Source organism: Erythrobacter ani (assembly GCF_019204025.1).
Lineage (GTDB): Bacteria > Pseudomonadota > Alphaproteobacteria > Sphingomonadales > Sphingomonadaceae > Erythrobacter > Erythrobacter ani.
The window spans coordinates 1,223,112-1,237,985 of sequence record NZ_JAGSPB010000001.1 but is presented as its reverse complement, the minus strand read 5'-3'; the positions used below and the strand labels follow the sequence as shown (position 1 = coordinate 1,237,985).

The window sequence follows — 14,874 nt, the reverse complement described above, 5'->3', positions numbered from 1 at the left end:
CGCAGCGCTGGCGCGCACCACTGGCTAAACAAATGGGTTTTGCATCAAAGTGGGAGGTGCGCCGGTGGCTGCAGGGCGGCAACCTGCCCTACCGGAGAATGCCATGATGACCGAAGATGAGATTGATCGGCTTCGCGCGCTGATGGAATGGGAAGGCGAGCGCACGGCGCCGCCCGATGGCTTTCCCGAGCTACCGGACATGCCTGCGGCGCGGTATACCTCAGCAGAGTATTACGAGCTCGAGCAAAAACACATCTTTCGCAAGAGCTGGCTGTTTGCAGGGCACCTCGACGAGATCCCTGAGCGCGGCTGTTATATGCGCTGGAACAATGCGGGCGATCCGATTGTCATCGTGCACGGAATGGATGGAGAGGTTCGCGCGTTTTACAACACCTGTCGCCACAGGGGCGCGCCCGTGGTGACGGAGGATCGCGGCAAGGCGCCGCGCCTGATGTGCGGCTATCACAACTGGACCTATAAAACCGACGGCACGCTCGTCGGGGTTCCCGAACGGCAGGATTTCCCGCCCGATTTCGATATGTCATGCAGAAGCCTGATCCCCGTGCGCTGTGAGATGCTGGGCAATGTCATCTTCGTGAATTTCGATGATGGTGCGATGCCATTGACGCAATGGCTCGGCCCGCTGGTCGATGAATGGGAGGAATTCGCGTTCGATAAAGTGCGCCTCGCCGCGCGGTATTCCTTCGATCTCAATTGCAACTGGAAGGTCGCGATGGAGGCCAACATGGAAGTTTATCATGTTCCCTTTATCCATCCTGATACGGTCGCGCCGCTGGTCGATCCGAAGCGCAACCTCAACACCATGTATCCCAATGGCCACGCGCGAATGGTGGCTCCGCCGCCGCGCACGACCGACCGTGAGCATGTCCGCGCCGTCGACAGCCCGCCCGAATGGAAGCAGATAGAAACCGTCGGTGAGATCGGGCGGACCTGCACCCAGAGCTACACCCTGTTCCCCAACTGGGTTTCGCCGCTTTCGAACTATTTCGTGCCGCCGATCGTTTTCTGGCCCACCTCGCTCACCACGACCCGGATCGAATTGGTGACGATGGCGCTCGATTGGGGAAAGGAAAATTCCGGGACCCCCGCCCCCGATCTCTGGACTGTGCCGGATGAAAGCAGCTCTAATGGGCGGCAGATGAGCCCGATCATCCTAGAGGATACGCAGTTCGGCGAGGCCATTCAGCAATCAATGCAGAGCGACGCCTTTCGAAGTGTGCCGTTATCTTATCAGGAGGCGCGGATTTATTCCTTCCACCAGTCATGCGACCGGATGATCGGCATCGAAAACGTTCCGGAAGAATTGCGCGTGGCGCAAGTGATCGACGACTCCTGGATCTGGCCCAACGATCCGCGCGTCGAGCAGATGGAAACCGTCCGCAAAGTCACCCGCCAGGCGGCCGAATAAAGCTTTCCGCTGACGTAAACTGACGTTACGGCATCCTTATATTGTGTAGCATTGTTGCCAAATTAACGCACTTTGCGACACTTCCTAGCGCTTTTGCTAGATGAGCGCGGAAACCCTCCTCCATACAGTCACATGAATATCGGAAGGTGCGAAAAACGCATCTCTGAGTTGGGGATTTGAGAACGGGACCTGACCCGTGGCTCGAAAAAGGGAGAGAGCAACATGACCAGACTTCACACCCGCATTGCCTCCGGCAATGGCGCAACCGCACTTCGCCGCACATTGCTCGGCGGTGCAGCGATCGCGGCTTTCGCGGCGATGCCGCAGGCAGCATTTGCGCAGAGCGAAGAGGTCATCGAAGAAGAGCAGAATGACGGCGGGTTGACCGACACCAACAACGACACGGTCATCCTCGTTCAGGCGCGGCGACAGACAGAGACGCTGCAAGAGGTTCCTGTCACGGTTACCGTGATCGGCGGCGAAACATTGCAGAAATTCAACGTCGACAACATCGCCGACGTGACGAGCCGCGTTCCGACGCTGAACGTGCAGGTCGGCGGCTCGGGTTCGGGCGGTCAGTTGAGCTTGCGCGGGGTCGGGTCCTCAAACATCTCCTCCGCTTTCGATTCCGCAGTGGCGTTCGATTTTGATGGGGTTGTCGTCTCCAGTTCGCGCCTCGTGCAGGCAGGCTTCTTCGACACGGCGCAGATCGACGTTCTCAAGGGCCCGCAATCGCTGTTCTTCGGTAAATCCGCATCCGCAGGCGTGCTCTCGATCCGGTCGGCGAACCCGACGTCAACTTGGGAAGTCGGGGCGACGGCGAACTACGAGTTCGAAGAGGAAGGCTATCTCGTCAATGGCTACATCTCTGGCCCGATCACCGATACGCTGGGTATTCGCCTTGCCGCGCAATACAACGATGTCGACGAGTTCACCGTGCAGGCACCGGGCACGCCGGCAGCCAATCAGGAGCGTGGGCTGACCGATTTCATCGGGCGCGTCACACTCGACTGGCAGCCTCTCGACCGGTTCAGCGCCAATCTCAAACTGCAATATGTCCGCAATGAGAACGATGGCGCCCTCGGCACCGCACAGATCGGCTGCGGAGCGAATGGCCGTGCCGACGAGATTACAGTGCTGGGCGTGATCGCAATCCCTGCGGGGTATGATTGCAACAGCTTCGATGACCAGTTCTTTCAACCCGACGTAGCCCCGCCGCTCGCCCAGTCGGTTCCGGGGCCATCGGAAGCGGTCGGATTTGGCGGTGTGCCGTTCGGCCAGACCGATCTCTTCTTCGGGCGCCTGCGGTTCGACCTCGACCTGTCGGACACTCTGACGCTGACCAGCGTGTCCGGTTATGTCGATCTCGATGCGACGGACGTCGACAGCTATTCCTACGGCGGCATTGGCCCGGCCTTCACTTTCGGCATTCCGATCGACGCCGACAATCCAGGACTCGGTTTCCTTCCGCCCGGCGCCGTGCCGGTAGGCGCCATCGCACCGGCCCTAGGCGCGGTAAACGCAGCCGGAATCCCGCTAGGCGTTGGCTCAAGCGATCCGAACAACACGCTCGAACAATTCAGCCAGGAACTGCGTCTGGCAAGCGACTATGATGGGCCGTTCAACTTCATGATCGGTGCCTTCTACGAAAGCCGCGAATTCGGGTTCGACACGGCGGAGCAAGCGGTCAACATTTCGCTGATCGCACCTGATCCCGTGACCGGTTTCACTTTCGATTACGATCGCCAGCTTGAAACCAAGACCGAAGCGGCGTCCGTGTTCGGAAGCGTCAGTTTCGATCTGACCGATCAACTGCAATTGTCAGGCGGTCTGCGTTACACAGATGAAAGCAAGACGCAGACGATCTCGATCCCATACGTCCATTCGTTTCTGTCGGCAGGCGGCGCGTTCGTCGCTTCCGGTTTCTTCTCCGGTCCTATCGATTTCGACGACGACAATTTCTCGCCGGAAGTGACACTGCGGTATAAGGCGACCGAAGACATCAACCTGTTCGCGGCTTACAAAACCGGCTTCAAATCGGGCGGCATCGACAACTCGGCCCTGCCAAGTTTCGGCCTGCTCGGTTTTGCAAGCGACGATCCGGCAGTGCAGCAGGCAACGGCCGACTCGCTGATTTTCGAATCCGAAACGACCGAAGGCGGTGAAATCGGCGCGAAGATGCAGTTCGCAGATCGCACCATCACACTGAACACGACTGCGTATTACTATGTGTTCGACGACCTCCAGGTGCAGAATTTCAACGCTACGACCATCCAGTTTGTGACCAGCAATGCCGGTGAAGTGACCACGCAGGGTATCGATGTGGAATTCGGTTGGCGAACACCGATTGAAGGGCTCAACATCTCCGGTTCGCTGGCATGGCTCGATGCGGAATATACCGGCTCGTTCGTCCAGCCTGGTGCAGATGGAGTTGACGGGACTCCGGACGACATCGATTTGGAAGGACGCGCCGCAAGTCAGGCCCCGGATTTTGCGGGCAACGTCGCTTTCGACTGGTCCATCCCGGTCGGCAATACGTTCGAACTCAATCTCGCCGGTAACGCCGCGTATAACGATGGCTATTTCACCGATGAGCTGACGTTCGACGATTTCTTCCAGGACAGCTTCTGGACGCTGGATGCGAATATCGGCTTCGGCGATGCGGACGGCAAATGGCGACTCTCCCTGATCGGGGTCAACCTGACCGACGAGATCTTCGCGATCACAACCGGCGGACGACCGTTCCTGGCGCCTGCCGGGGTGAACATCCCGCAGGGCGATGATATCGTCATCACCCAGAACCGCGGCCGCCAAGTGTTTGTTCAGGCGCAGGTTCGCTTCTAGACCAACTGCCTGTTCGTCACGAAAGGCGGGCCACGGGCAACCGGGCCCGCCTTTTTCTTTCGCGTGCCGAAGCTCCCCACAAAAACGCGCATTGCATGTCGGTCCGGCCGCCGCGCATCATGCCATTCCATCAAGAGCCAAAGGAACCACCCCATGTCGCGCGAAGAATTGATCGCCATGACCCGCAGCCTGGTCGAACATGGCGCCGCCGATACGATGGAATACGCCGACGAGATCGTGCGCGTCCCTGCGGCATCATACACCGATCCTGATCTTTACGAGCGCGAGAAAAACCGCATCTTCCGCCGCCTTCCGCTGATGGTCGCCCCGTCATGCGAGCTGCCGGAACCGGGCGATTACAAGGCGATGGATATCTGCGGCGTGCCGCTGTTATTGACCCGCCAACGCGATGGAAGCGTCGGGGCTTTCCTCAACATGTGCACGCACCGAGGCAATCCGGTCGTCTCGGGCACCGGCAATGCCACCCGGTTCATGTGCGGCTATCACGGCTGGACCTTCAAGAATGACGGCGATCTTGTCGGCGTGGCCAGCCCGAAGGATTTCGGCGCGGTAGACAAGGCCGCCCTTTGCCTCAAACGGTTTCCATCGTTTGAAAGCGCGGGGCTGATCTGGGCGACGCTGGACCTCGAATCGAAGCTCCCCATCGCTGATTACCTGAGCGGCTACGATGCGCTGCTTGATGCTTTCGGGTTCAAAGACTGGACTTTGTTCAGCCAGCGCACGCTCGACGGGCCGAACTGGAAAACGGCCTATGATGGCTATCTCGATTTTTACCACTTGCCGGTGCTGCACAAGGACACGTTCGGCGCTGACTTTTTCAATCGCGCGAACTACTTCTTCTGGGGCCCGCACCAGCGGCTCTCCAGCCCCTCGAAATTCGTGCAGAAGACGGGCAGCGATGAGCAGCTCGATCTGACCGTGATGAGCGATGATGACCTGCCGCCCGATGCCTTGACCCAAGGGGTATGGACTATCTTCCCGCATATTTCGATCGCGAGCTTCTACGGCGGCGGACAGCGCGGCGCGATGATCAGCCAGCTGTTTCCAGGCGATAGCGTGGGCACCAGCACCACCACCCAGTATTACGTTATGGAAAACCAACCGGAGACCGAAGAGCAGGTCAAATCGGCGCATGAGCAGTTCGATTTCTTGGAAGTCGTGGTTCGCGATGAGGATTATGCGACCGGCAAGCGCCAGCACGAGGCGCTCCAATCGGTCATGATGAAAGAGGTTCTGTTCGGGAAGAACGAACGCGGGGGCCAGGTCTTTCACCAATGGGTCGACAAGCTCACCAATGCGAGCGACGAGGAGTTGCTCGAGATTTTTGTGGCGGAGCAGCGAGAGGCGGCGGAGTGACTAATATCTCAGTGGCCCGGACGACTTTTTCGGGTCGTGAGGGATAACGGCTAGCGGCGGCTATTGGGTGGGAAGAGGACCATCGAGCACTATCGCAAAAGGCTACTATCCCAGTCGGAGAATGAGTTCGGTGGGTGCAATCCGGCCAGTCGAAATATTGCTCACCATATTAGCGAACTTCGTTGTAAAATCTGACCCCATGAGGATGTGCAAACCGACTGCCGGTAAGCCATCGGTCCCACGGCGTCGCTTCTGCTCGGCAAAAAATTCGAGCGCTGCCGCCGTCTTATTGCGACTTGAAACTTCCACAAATCCCGCCTCATTTGCCGCCTCTCGATATGTCTGGAGGTCCGCGAGAAAGGAATTATTTGCGCTGCTTGCCCAGGGAACAGGAAACGAGATCGTCTCGGTCCCAACCTTCATGATGTCGTAAATTGCGAATAATCCATTAGGGCGCAGCACGCGCGCAGCCTCACCCAGAAGCGCGGACTTGTCGGGAATGTTCATGCCAACATGCAGCAACAAGGCAGCATCGAAACTGTCGTCCTCGAATGGGAGGTCGAGCGCGCTGGCAGTTCGAAAATCGGTCGCATCATTTAGGCCGACCAACTTGCTCAGAGCTATCGCCGTGGAGGTGTATTCTCGTGTCAGGTCCACGCCTGTGACGTGTGCTCCCGTTTCTGCCGCAATGAAACGAGCAGTACCACCAATGCCGGAACCAATATCAAGGACCTTCATCTCCGGCTTAAAATCAAGTTGATCAATCAATGCAGTCGTCGCCGAAATTCCACCCACGTGAAATTCGTCAACTGATTTCAAATCCCCCGGTGTCGCAGAAGCGGACGAAATCCCAACTGCAGTGAGCGCGTCAAGGATCTGCTTGAGCAACCCGCCGTTGGCATAATGTGCAGATACTTCAGCTTCGAGTGCCAATTGAATTACTCCAGGATCCGCACTTTGGTAACATACCCTTGGTAACGATCGGAAGGCCTCGTTCGTCGGACTTGTAGCAATGGCCGGATTTAAGGTCGCAAGCAGTCAGTCCGCTATAAGCGTCAATCTCGGACCGAGCGCCTACCTAACCACCCTCACCCAAACGCAGGCCGGAAGTTGCTCTCACCCCAATCTTGCCGCTTGGTCCATTCGCCGAGCGTTTCCAGATCGCCTTCGAGCTCGGGAAAGCGTTCGTAGACGTGGTCCATGTCGACTTCGAAGGGGCGTGTGGGCGCTTCGTTGTTGTACTCGTAAAACGCCTGAATGCCCTTGGCGAAATCCTCGCGCATCTCCGCGGGCATGGAATCGCCAGCCGCCTCGACGAGATAGCGCCCAAACTCTTCCGGCGTGCACGGATCGTAGGTGATATCTTTGTCGAGCGCTTGGGAGAGGTATTTCGTCACCTGCTTGCCCACAAGCCGCTCTGGGCCACCGATATTGAGCCATGCGCCTTCCATGTCGGGGCGATTGAGGCTGGCGAGCATGAACTTTGCAACATCGTCCAGGCTGATCCAGTTTGCCTCCAGCTGCGGGTTGTGCGGATACACGTACCGGCCTTCGTTGATGATGAAAGGCCGCGCCCAATTAGTCAGCAGATTGTCCATAAACAACACGCTGCCGAAGACCGTGCCGGGCGCACCGGACCGCCACAGCGCGTTGATGCCTTTCGTATTCTCGCCATAGGTGAACGGATCGCCGGGGCGATCGGGAATCCAGCTCGAAGTGTTCCACACGACGCGCTTCACATCGAGCTCCGCAGCAACCTTGCCCAGATCGCCGATAAGGACGGCTCTGTCAGCGCGCGCCTGAAGGGGGTGCGTGTAGAAGATGTAGTCCGACCCTTCGAGCGCGGATTTGAACGTCGCAGTGTCGTAAAGGTCCATTGGTCGCACTTCGACGCGCTCCACACCCTCGATTTTCGCCCCGCCGAACGGGTCTTCCTGACGCGAAATGGCGCGCACGTCGTACCCTGCCTTCAGTGCCTGCCTGACTTGGGCCATCCCCTGCCTGCCCGAGGCGCCGATCACCGTGATGAGTGCCATTGTCTCTCTCCTGATTGGTTGCCGGGATGCTATGTTCACGCGCGCGCTTTCGCACCGCGCCAAAGTGATAGCAGCCTAACAAAAGCGCAGCTTGCCGAGCAGCGAGTGGGTGCGGACAAGAGCCATCATGGAAAACCTGTTCTGGCGTATCGAGCGCCGCCCCGAAGGCACCGATTTCGCAAGCGCGCTGGCACTGGTGGATGCGCCGCTCAGCGATCTTGCCGATGGCGAAATCCGGATCCGGAACGCGATGCTTTCGATGGACGCGGGGACCCGTCTCTGGCTGACCGATCGCGAGGACGGATACCAGCCACCCCTGCCCGTCGGAGCGCCGATGACGGGCCTCGTCGTAGGCGAAGTCGTGGCGTCCCGCGCCGATGAGTTTGTCGAAGGAGATCTTGTGCGCGCATTCGGGGTGTGGGGCGCGATGAGCCAGATCGATGCGGTGATGAGCGGCGCGATCGTGCTCGATCCGTCGGTCGAGGACAGGCGCGCATGGTTCGGCCCGCTCGGCATGAATGGCTGGACTGCGCTGTGGGGTATTGAAGAAACGGGAGCAGCAAGAGAAGGTGAGCGGGTGCTGGTGTCTGCCGCAGCTGGATCGACCGGCATCCTCGCGGTGCAGATTGCCAAATTGCTCGGCTGCGAGGCATGGGGCATTGCTGGCGGCGCGGAAAAGTGCCGATATCTGACCCAGGAAATGGGCATTGCAGGCGCTGTCGATTACAAAGCTGATGACGTCGGCGCACAGCTTGATGCGGTGGGAGGGTTCGATGTCTATTTCGACAATGTCGGCGGCCCGCTCCTTGATGAAGTGCTCACCCGCATGAACCATTACGGGCGGGTCGCGGTATGCGGGCTGCTCTCCGACTATGGCTCCGGCAGGCGCACCGCGCCGCGTGAATTCGATCAGATCCTGATGCGCCGCCTGCGCATCGAGGGGTTTTTCTCTCCCGACTTCATGGATCAGGGCGAGCGGCTGACAGCTCGGCTCAGATCCTGGATGGATGAGGGGAAACTTCGCATGCCCTACGATGTCACGCGCGGCCTTGAAAACACGCTCTCAGCCTACGAAAAGCTGTTCACTGGCGGCAATATCGGCAAGGTCATCGTGGAGTTGGAAGGATGAGCATGAGACTGGAAGACCGTGCGGCCATCACCGACGTGATCGCGACCTATGCCCACGCGATCGACCGGCGGCGCTGGGACATGATGGCGCACCTTTTTCACGACGATGCGCAATTCCAGTTCGGCACGGTGCTGGGCGATTGGCGCGGCTTCGTCGAGCAGGCGCGCGCCATCATCGACCCGTGTCTCGTCACGCAGCACCAGCTCGGTCAAATACAGTTTGGATTCGAAGGCGATCATGTTTGCCATACCGAAACCTATATGACGGCGATGCACACCGTTCCTGCAGGCTACGCGATGGCCGACGTATTCCCGGACAAAGGGAGGACTTACTCGGCCGTGATCGCAGGCCGGTATGTCGACCGCTTCGAAAAGCGCATGGTCGCCGGAGCGCAGCAATGGCGTATTGCCAAGCGCACCGGCCTTTACGATTGGCGAGAGTTTCGGGAGGTCGAAGGCGTCGATCTTTCTGAAATGCCCGAGGGGTCTTGCGGTTATCACGACGCGCGCGATCCTTCGACGCCAGTGGTTGCGCGCTTTATTGGTTAGCGCTTGATTGCGAATACGCCGGTCATGGTCGCGATCGCTTCATCGCCGCGATGGATCTCCCCGGACGTGTAGGCTGTCCGCCCGCCCATCCGGTCGATTCGCACATACGCCTCGAGCCAGTCGCCCAGCTTAGCGCCTGCCAGGTAATTCACGTTCAGGGTGATGGTCGACGGCGCCAGACGCGGACGTTCTGCGTCATAGACCGCATGGCTGAGCGCGACATCGGCGAAGGTCGATATGACCCCGCCATGGGCCGCATCCTTGTAATTGATGTGGTGGGGCAAGATTCGCAGACCGATGATTCTTGGTCCGGCTTGCACCTCCTTCAGGAAATAGGGACCGCCGTGATCGAGGAAACCCGGCGTAAAGTCGGCGCGGGTGAAATCGGGAGGTGCGTTATCATCGCTCATCGCATGATCCTAGCGGAGCGATCCCTCGGCGCCGCTATGAATTATGCCAATGCCCCCGCAGACTGCGTGCGCCTACGTTCAGGTCAATGGGACAGGACCACGCGATGGAAGCAATCTTAGAGGCCGAATCCTTCTGTGACATTGTGCGCGAACACGCACGATTGCAGGGAGACAGCGCCGCTTTCACATATGGCGACGAAGTCATCAGCTTCGCCGAGCTGAACCAAGGCAGCAATCGTGTTGCCCATGCCTTGGAGGCGCTTGGCGTAAAGAAAGGCGAGCGCGTCTCGTTTCTCGGCAAAAACCATCCGCTCTATTTCGAAGCCTTGATCGGAGCGGCAAAGATCGGGGCGGTCATGACCCCCGTAAACTGGCGTCTTGCGGCCCCCGAAATCGCTTACATCCTCGCCGATTGCGCGGCGCGGGTCGTTTTCGTTGGCGAAGGGTTCGCCGACATTCTCGCCAAGGTTCGCGGCGAAACGCCAAAGGTCGATCAGGTCATCGGCATCGACGCACCGGATCATGCCGGGACTGATTACCGAACTTGGCGCGATGGATTTCCCGCCACACCTGTGACGACCGATGTCGGTCTCGATGACGATGCCCTGCAGCTATATACGTCTGGCACAACCGGCAGACCGAAAGGCGCGGTGATGACTCACCGTTCCATCCTCTCAAGCCGGAACGCCGCCGATCAGGACGAGATGCGCAAGTGGCAGGAACCTCATGAAGGCGATGTGACCTTGCTCGCCATGCCTTGCTTTCACATCAGCGGAACGGGCACCGGAATCGGCACCATGGTCGCCGGGACGAATTCGATCGTCCTGCCCGAATACGATCCGACCAAAGCGCTCGACCTGATCGCCAACTACAACATCTCCAAAATCTTTCTCGTGCCGGCGGCGATCCAGATCCTGCTCAATCACCCACGCGTCTCGGAAGTGGATTTCAGCCGCCTCAAATACATAACCTATGGCGCCTCGCCCATTCCGCTTGAACTGATGAAACAGGCCATGGAGGTGCTCGGCTGCGGCTTCGTGCAGATGTACGGCATGACCGAGACATCGGGCACGATCGTCGCGCTCGATCCGGAAGATCACGTTCCCGAAGGCTCTCCCAAAATGCGCAGCGTCGGTACGCCGATGCCTGGAGTCGAGCTGAAGATCATCGATGAGGCGGGAAACGAAGTCCCGGCCGGTACTGTGGGTGAAATCGCCACGCGATCTTCCAAGAACATGAGTCGCTACTGGAACAAGCCCGAAGCGACGGAAGAGACCATCGATGCGGATGGCTGGCTGCGCACCGGGGATGCAGGCTATCTCGACGAGGACGGATACCTCTACATACACGACCGGGTGAAAGACATGATCATATCCGGCGGGGAAAACATCTATCCGGCCGAAGTCGAAAATGCCCTGTACGCCCATCCCAAGGTCGCCGATGTTGCCGTCATCGGCATTCCGTCGGAAAAGTGGGGCGAAGAAGTGAAAGCCTGCATCGTGGTCAAGGAAGGGCAGAATCTCAGCGAGGCGGACGTTATCGCACACGCCCGTGAGCATATTGCGGGCTACAAATGCCCCAAATCGGTCGACTTCATCGAAGCTCTGCCGCGCAATCCCTCAGGCAAGATTCTCAGGAGAGAATTGCGCGCAGCCTATTGGGAAGGGAAAGACAGAGCGGTAAATTGAGGGTCAACGCAATACGCCCTTTGCCGAAGCCGGCGGATGCAGCGCATCGCCCTGCGCGGATTCGAAATCCATAACCATTCGCACCCGGCACATCGCGTCGAACAGGCTGGCCGCCACGGAGAACGCGACATAGCCGGGCTCGCCTAGCGCAGTTTTGACCGCATCGGCCTCGGCGTCGGTTATCGCCGTATGTTCGAACGGGATGCGCTCCGCATAGGCGAGGCAGGCACGCTCGCTCTGGGTGAAAAGATCGCTTGATCGCCAATCGCCGAGCGCGGCGCGTTTCTCGTCAGAAAGGCCACTTGCTTCGTGGCGGATAGCCAGTTCGGCCTCGCATTTGTGCACCTGAGCGATGATGAGGCGGATCATTTCGAGCAGAGCTGGATCGAGCAATCCCTCGTCCCACAGCGCTCCATAAAAGCTCTTGAATTCGCGCATAAGGTCGGGGCGGTGCCCGAAATATCCTTCGGCCGGCGAGCGCGCTCCAGGTGCCTGCTCCAGCCAGCTCATGACGGGGCTGCAGCTGGCGCTGGGGTAGGCAACTCGGTCCGCCCCATCTGCTCTGGCTCCAGCCCCATCGTGATGAGCGCCTTGGCCAGCGCCAGAAATAAAGTGATGCCTAGCCCGAGTTCTGCAATCTGCGCAGGCGAGAGATGCCGGGTGAGCGCAGCCCTTGCATCGCCGGTCAGAAGCTCTGGATCGTGGATCAGCGCGTCGGTGAACTTCAGAACTGCCTTTTCCGCATCGCTCAGTTTGTCCGATGTTTCGTAACCGTCGGTGATGTCGGCGACGATGGTTTCGTTCAAGCCCTGCCCCACGGCCTTGTCGAATCGGACATTGCGGCAGAACCCGCATTCGGTGACGCGCGCATTGCGCATCCGCGCGACCTCTTTGAGCCGCGCAGACAGCACATCGCTGTCCCAGAACTGTCCGTAAAGATGCATGAACCGCTCTGCGAGCACAGGATGATGTGCAAGCACCGATCCGAAATGCGCCGGCTCTCCGGCGATCGCGGAAGAAACTCGGGGTGTGGTCGACATGGTCGCGCCTCCTGTGCGCTGCACTATACACCCTTTCTCACTCGCCCTGGCCCTCGCCATTTTCGCAGGGGGTCCAATACTGCCTGCGTGGCATGATTGCATGAACGAACACGGAGAATACCATGGCAGGCGAAGCGCAGCGAGTGATCGAGCAATTCTGGAAAATCCAGGACGAAGGGGACTACACGAAACTGGCACCGCTTTTCGCCGAGGACGCCCTGCTCGAAGACCCGGTCTGGGGTCGATACGAAGGGCGCGGCGCTATTCTGGAATTCATGACCACGATGGTTAAGGAGGTGGGCGCCCGCCAGATTAACTTCACCGTCGATGAGATCTGCGGGGATAATCACGCCGTGTGGGCGCGCTGGACGATGCATTCACCCGAAGGATCGCGCGGCGGCGTCGGTATCTACAAAGTCGCGGACGGCCAGCTCACCTATTACCGCGATTACATGGACCCGCCCGCCGAGGAATAATCACGCTAGAGCGGGCGATAAAGCGGGTGGTCGCTCTTATCGATACGCGCCGTCGGCAGCGGGAACTCCGGATCGGGTTCGAACTCCGGCTGGTCCGTGAGGTCGCTCTGCCAGTCAAGCAGATATGTCCGCCCCGAAATGCGCCACTCCTCGCCATGGCCCTCGGTGCGCTTCTCCCATTCGTCGAGGTAACGACCTCCGAACAGTTTGCCTGCAAGCTTGCCATCGTCCTGTCGCTTGGCCCCGGCGAATATCCCGTAGCATTCGCTGCTCGCGCTTTTGGCCGAATGAAACCGGATCAGCGGCTGCGACAGCATGTGCCAGCGGCGATCCGACGCCCGTTCCACCTCCATGACTATCGGCAAGAACTGGTCCGCGCGGCCTTTGTAAAACCCGTAGTCGACCTCGGCGTCGGGCCAATAGCAACCCGCCTGCCCCTCATCGTCCAGCCAATCGAGCGTCCGCGCATAGCGCTGGATCACATCACCAATCGCCTGCCTGTCGATCAATTGCTGAAGCGCCGGTTCCATATTGCACCCTCTCCAATCCGCCAATTGTAAGCGCACACTATCGCGGCGACGATGCCGCAAATACCATAAGCAGTTTGGGGAGGAATGGATGGCCACCGCCGCCAATGATGATCTGAAAATCGATCTGTTCGATCCCGCGACGCAGCAATGCCCATACGATGCGTACAAGATGTTGCGCGACGACGCACCGGTCTATCATATTCCCGGCACCGATATGTATGTCGTCAGCCGGTACGAGCATGTCCGGGAGGTGCTGCTTGATCCCGAACGCTTTCCCAGCTCCGCAGCCGATAGCCAGTTTCGTGCCAGTGCCGGCGACATAGATCGTGCACATAAGGTGATGGCGCGCTTTTCGGAGAATGGCTGGCTGCCCGCGCCAACGCTGAATGGCCGCGATGATCCAAACCACAAGCAGATGCGCGCCATGTTCAACCAGGCGTTCAAACCGTCGAAGATCAAGGAGATCGACCATCAGGTCGAAGGGCTCGCATATGAACTGATCGATGGCTTTATCGATGGCGGGCATTGCGAATGGGTCAAGCAGTTCTGCGTGCCGCTTCCGCTGTTCATCATCGGCGAGCAGATGGGTGCGAAGCGCGAGGACATGTGGCGGATCAAGGGTTGGACCGATGCCTTCTTCCACCGCATCTCGCTCATGCTGCCCGAAGATCGCCACATGGAAATGGTCGACCGCGAGATCGAGGCGCAGCATTACTTCCAGCCGATCTTCGAGAAGCTGCGGGACAATCCCGACGGCAGCCTCATCAGCGTTCTGGTCAATACCGTGATCGACGAATGGGGGCGCCCTCTCAACGACAACGAACTGCACGCGGAAATGATGGCCGATACCTTTGTCGGTGGAAGCGAAACGACGACGAACGCCCTTGCAGGGGGAATGAAGCTGCTGATCGAGAACAAGGACGTCTGGCGGCAGCTCAAGTCCGATCCGGACAAATACATGAAGACCTTCGTTGAAGAGGTCGTTCGGCTAGAGAGCCCCGTGCAATCACTGATGCGGTTCGTGAACGAGGATACAGAGCTTGCGGGCGTGACCATACCGGCGGGAGCGATGATCAATATCCGCTTTGCCGCCGCGAACCGCGATGAGCGCGCATTCGAATGTCCCGAGGAACTCAATCTGGAGCGACCCAAGGCTGGCTCGCATATGGGTTTCGGCTCTGGGACGCACCACTGCCTTGGCGCACCTCTGGCCCGACGAGAACTGACTTGGGGGTTCACCGCGGTAGTCGACCGGTTCGAGGATATGTGGTTTGCAGAAGGAAAGAACGACTTCACCTACCACCCGCATTTCCTGCTGCGCTCGCTCAAGGAACTGCACATCGAATTCGAGCCCAAGAAGCCTTAGA

General features: G+C 59.0%; 14 protein-coding genes. 8 read left to right on the top strand and 6 right to left on the bottom strand.

Going from position 1 to position 14,874, the window contains the following annotated elements; all coding sequences use genetic code 11:
- Nucleotides 1–103: 103 nt before the first annotated feature.
- The 3 genes from KCG45_RS05985 to KCG45_RS05975 all read left to right on the top strand — a co-directional run bounded on the left by KCG45_RS05985 (nucleotide 104) and on the right by KCG45_RS05975 (nucleotide 5,650).
- Entirely contained in the window at nucleotides 104–1,429 is a 1,326-nt protein-coding gene (locus KCG45_RS05985; protein WP_255547971.1) for an aromatic ring-hydroxylating oxygenase subunit alpha, read from the top strand.
- A 222-nt stretch (nucleotides 1,430–1,651) separates the two neighbouring features.
- Nucleotides 1,652–4,273: a TonB-dependent receptor gene (locus tag KCG45_RS05980; protein WP_218316146.1), complete on the top strand. Its 2,622-nt coding sequence runs from the start codon at nucleotides 1,652–1,654 to the stop codon at nucleotides 4,271–4,273.
- Nucleotides 4,274–4,426: 153 nt separating this feature from the next.
- Complete coding sequence (locus tag KCG45_RS05975; RefSeq protein WP_218316145.1) at nucleotides 4,427–5,650, top strand: aromatic ring-hydroxylating oxygenase subunit alpha; 1,224 nt, start codon at nucleotides 4,427–4,429, stop codon at nucleotides 5,648–5,650.
- Between the two features lie 105 nt (nucleotides 5,651–5,755).
- Here the strand turns inward: KCG45_RS05975 and KCG45_RS05970 are convergent, their stop codons facing one another.
- Together KCG45_RS05970 and KCG45_RS05965 are read right to left on the bottom strand one after the other, a co-directional pair.
- The gene (locus KCG45_RS05970) at nucleotides 5,756–6,583 is read right to left on the bottom strand and encodes a class I SAM-dependent methyltransferase (RefSeq protein ID WP_218316144.1); all 828 of its coding nucleotides are present in this window, start codon (nucleotides 6,581–6,583) and stop codon (nucleotides 5,756–5,758) included.
- 155 nt (nucleotides 6,584–6,738) lie between these two features.
- Nucleotides 6,739–7,686, bottom strand: coding sequence for an SDR family oxidoreductase (locus KCG45_RS05965; RefSeq protein ID WP_218316143.1), 948 nt, complete (start codon nucleotides 7,684–7,686; stop codon nucleotides 6,739–6,741).
- Nucleotides 7,687–7,813: 127 nt separating this feature from the next.
- Between KCG45_RS05965 and KCG45_RS05960 the strand changes: the two genes are divergently transcribed.
- On the top strand, nucleotides 7,814–8,815 hold the full coding sequence (locus tag KCG45_RS05960; protein WP_218316142.1) for an NADP-dependent oxidoreductase: 1,002 nt from the start codon (nucleotides 7,814–7,816) through the stop codon (nucleotides 8,813–8,815).
- Complete coding sequence (locus tag KCG45_RS05955; protein WP_218316141.1) at nucleotides 8,812–9,363, top strand: nuclear transport factor 2 family protein; 552 nt, start codon at nucleotides 8,812–8,814, stop codon at nucleotides 9,361–9,363. The genes KCG45_RS05960 and KCG45_RS05955 overlap by 4 nt, the downstream gene beginning before the upstream one ends.
- On the opposite strand, the gene KCG45_RS05950 is transcribed toward KCG45_RS05955, so the two are convergent.
- Nucleotides 9,360–9,773 carry a PaaI family thioesterase gene (locus tag KCG45_RS05950; RefSeq protein WP_218316140.1) on the bottom strand — a complete coding sequence of 138 codons (414 nt, stop codon included), beginning with the start codon at nucleotides 9,771–9,773 and terminating at the stop codon, nucleotides 9,360–9,362. The genes KCG45_RS05955 and KCG45_RS05950 overlap by 4 nt on opposite strands.
- A 104-nt stretch (nucleotides 9,774–9,877) precedes the next feature.
- Between KCG45_RS05950 and KCG45_RS05945 the strand changes: the two genes are divergently transcribed.
- Nucleotides 9,878–11,461: a fatty acid--CoA ligase gene (locus tag KCG45_RS05945; RefSeq protein WP_255547970.1), complete on the top strand. Its 1,584-nt coding sequence runs from the start codon at nucleotides 9,878–9,880 to the stop codon at nucleotides 11,459–11,461.
- A gap of 3 nt (nucleotides 11,462–11,464) precedes the next feature.
- Here KCG45_RS05945 and KCG45_RS05940 read toward each other — a convergent pair whose 3' ends face one another.
- The gene (locus KCG45_RS05940; RefSeq protein ID WP_218316138.1) at nucleotides 11,465–11,971 is read right to left on the bottom strand and encodes a carboxymuconolactone decarboxylase family protein; all 507 of its coding nucleotides are present in this window, start codon (nucleotides 11,969–11,971) and stop codon (nucleotides 11,465–11,467) included.
- A complete protein-coding gene (locus tag KCG45_RS05935) occupies nucleotides 11,968–12,501 on the bottom strand; it encodes a carboxymuconolactone decarboxylase family protein (RefSeq protein ID WP_218316137.1) in 534 nt (177 codons plus the stop codon). The genes KCG45_RS05940 and KCG45_RS05935 overlap by 4 nt, the downstream gene beginning before the upstream one ends.
- 122 nt (nucleotides 12,502–12,623) lie before the next feature.
- On the opposite strand from KCG45_RS05935, the gene KCG45_RS05930 reads away from it, so the two are divergent.
- Nucleotides 12,624–12,977, top strand: coding sequence for a nuclear transport factor 2 family protein (locus KCG45_RS05930; protein WP_218316136.1), 354 nt, complete (start codon nucleotides 12,624–12,626; stop codon nucleotides 12,975–12,977).
- A gap of 5 nt (nucleotides 12,978–12,982) precedes the next feature.
- Here KCG45_RS05930 and KCG45_RS05925 read toward each other — a convergent pair whose 3' ends face one another.
- Nucleotides 12,983–13,507, bottom strand: coding sequence for a nuclear transport factor 2 family protein (locus tag KCG45_RS05925; RefSeq protein ID WP_218316135.1), 525 nt, complete (start codon nucleotides 13,505–13,507; stop codon nucleotides 12,983–12,985).
- Between the two features lie 88 nt (nucleotides 13,508–13,595).
- Between KCG45_RS05925 and KCG45_RS05920 the strand changes: the two genes are divergently transcribed.
- A complete protein-coding gene (locus tag KCG45_RS05920) occupies nucleotides 13,596–14,873 on the top strand; it encodes a cytochrome P450 (protein WP_218316134.1) in 1,278 nt (425 codons plus the stop codon).
- The last annotated feature ends 1 nt before the right edge of the window (nucleotide 14,874 follow it).

What these genes read in the sequence shown, in the direction of transcription:
- KCG45_RS05985 (WP_255547971.1), top strand. Translation starts at nt 104, where the DNA reads ATGATGACCGAAGATGAGATTGATCGGCTTCGCGCGCTGATGGAATGG.
- KCG45_RS05980 (WP_218316146.1), top strand. Translation starts at nt 1,652, where the DNA reads ATGACCAGACTTCACACCCGCATTGCCTCCGGCAATGGCGCAACCGCA.
- KCG45_RS05975 (WP_218316145.1), top strand. Translation starts at nt 4,427, where the DNA reads ATGTCGCGCGAAGAATTGATCGCCATGACCCGCAGCCTGGTCGAACAT.
- KCG45_RS05965 (WP_218316143.1), bottom strand. Translation starts at nt 7,686, where the DNA reads ATGGCACTCATCACGGTGATCGGCGCCTCGGGCAGGCAGGGGATGGCC.
- KCG45_RS05960 (WP_218316142.1), top strand. Translation starts at nt 7,814, where the DNA reads ATGGAAAACCTGTTCTGGCGTATCGAGCGCCGCCCCGAAGGCACCGAT.
- KCG45_RS05955 (WP_218316141.1), top strand. Translation starts at nt 8,812, where the DNA reads ATGAGCATGAGACTGGAAGACCGTGCGGCCATCACCGACGTGATCGCG.
- KCG45_RS05950 (WP_218316140.1), bottom strand. Translation starts at nt 9,773, where the DNA reads ATGAGCGATGATAACGCACCTCCCGATTTCACCCGCGCCGACTTTACG.
- KCG45_RS05945 (WP_255547970.1), top strand. Translation starts at nt 9,878, where the DNA reads ATGGAAGCAATCTTAGAGGCCGAATCCTTCTGTGACATTGTGCGCGAA.
- KCG45_RS05940 (WP_218316138.1), bottom strand. Translation starts at nt 11,971, where the DNA reads ATGAGCTGGCTGGAGCAGGCACCTGGAGCGCGCTCGCCGGCCGAAGGA.
- KCG45_RS05935 (WP_218316137.1), bottom strand. Translation starts at nt 12,501, where the DNA reads ATGTCGACCACACCCCGAGTTTCTTCCGCGATCGCCGGAGAGCCGGCG.
- KCG45_RS05930 (WP_218316136.1), top strand. Translation starts at nt 12,624, where the DNA reads ATGGCAGGCGAAGCGCAGCGAGTGATCGAGCAATTCTGGAAAATCCAG.
- KCG45_RS05925 (WP_218316135.1), bottom strand. Translation starts at nt 13,507, where the DNA reads ATGGAACCGGCGCTTCAGCAATTGATCGACAGGCAGGCGATTGGTGAT.
- KCG45_RS05920 (WP_218316134.1), top strand. Translation starts at nt 13,596, where the DNA reads ATGGCCACCGCCGCCAATGATGATCTGAAAATCGATCTGTTCGATCCC.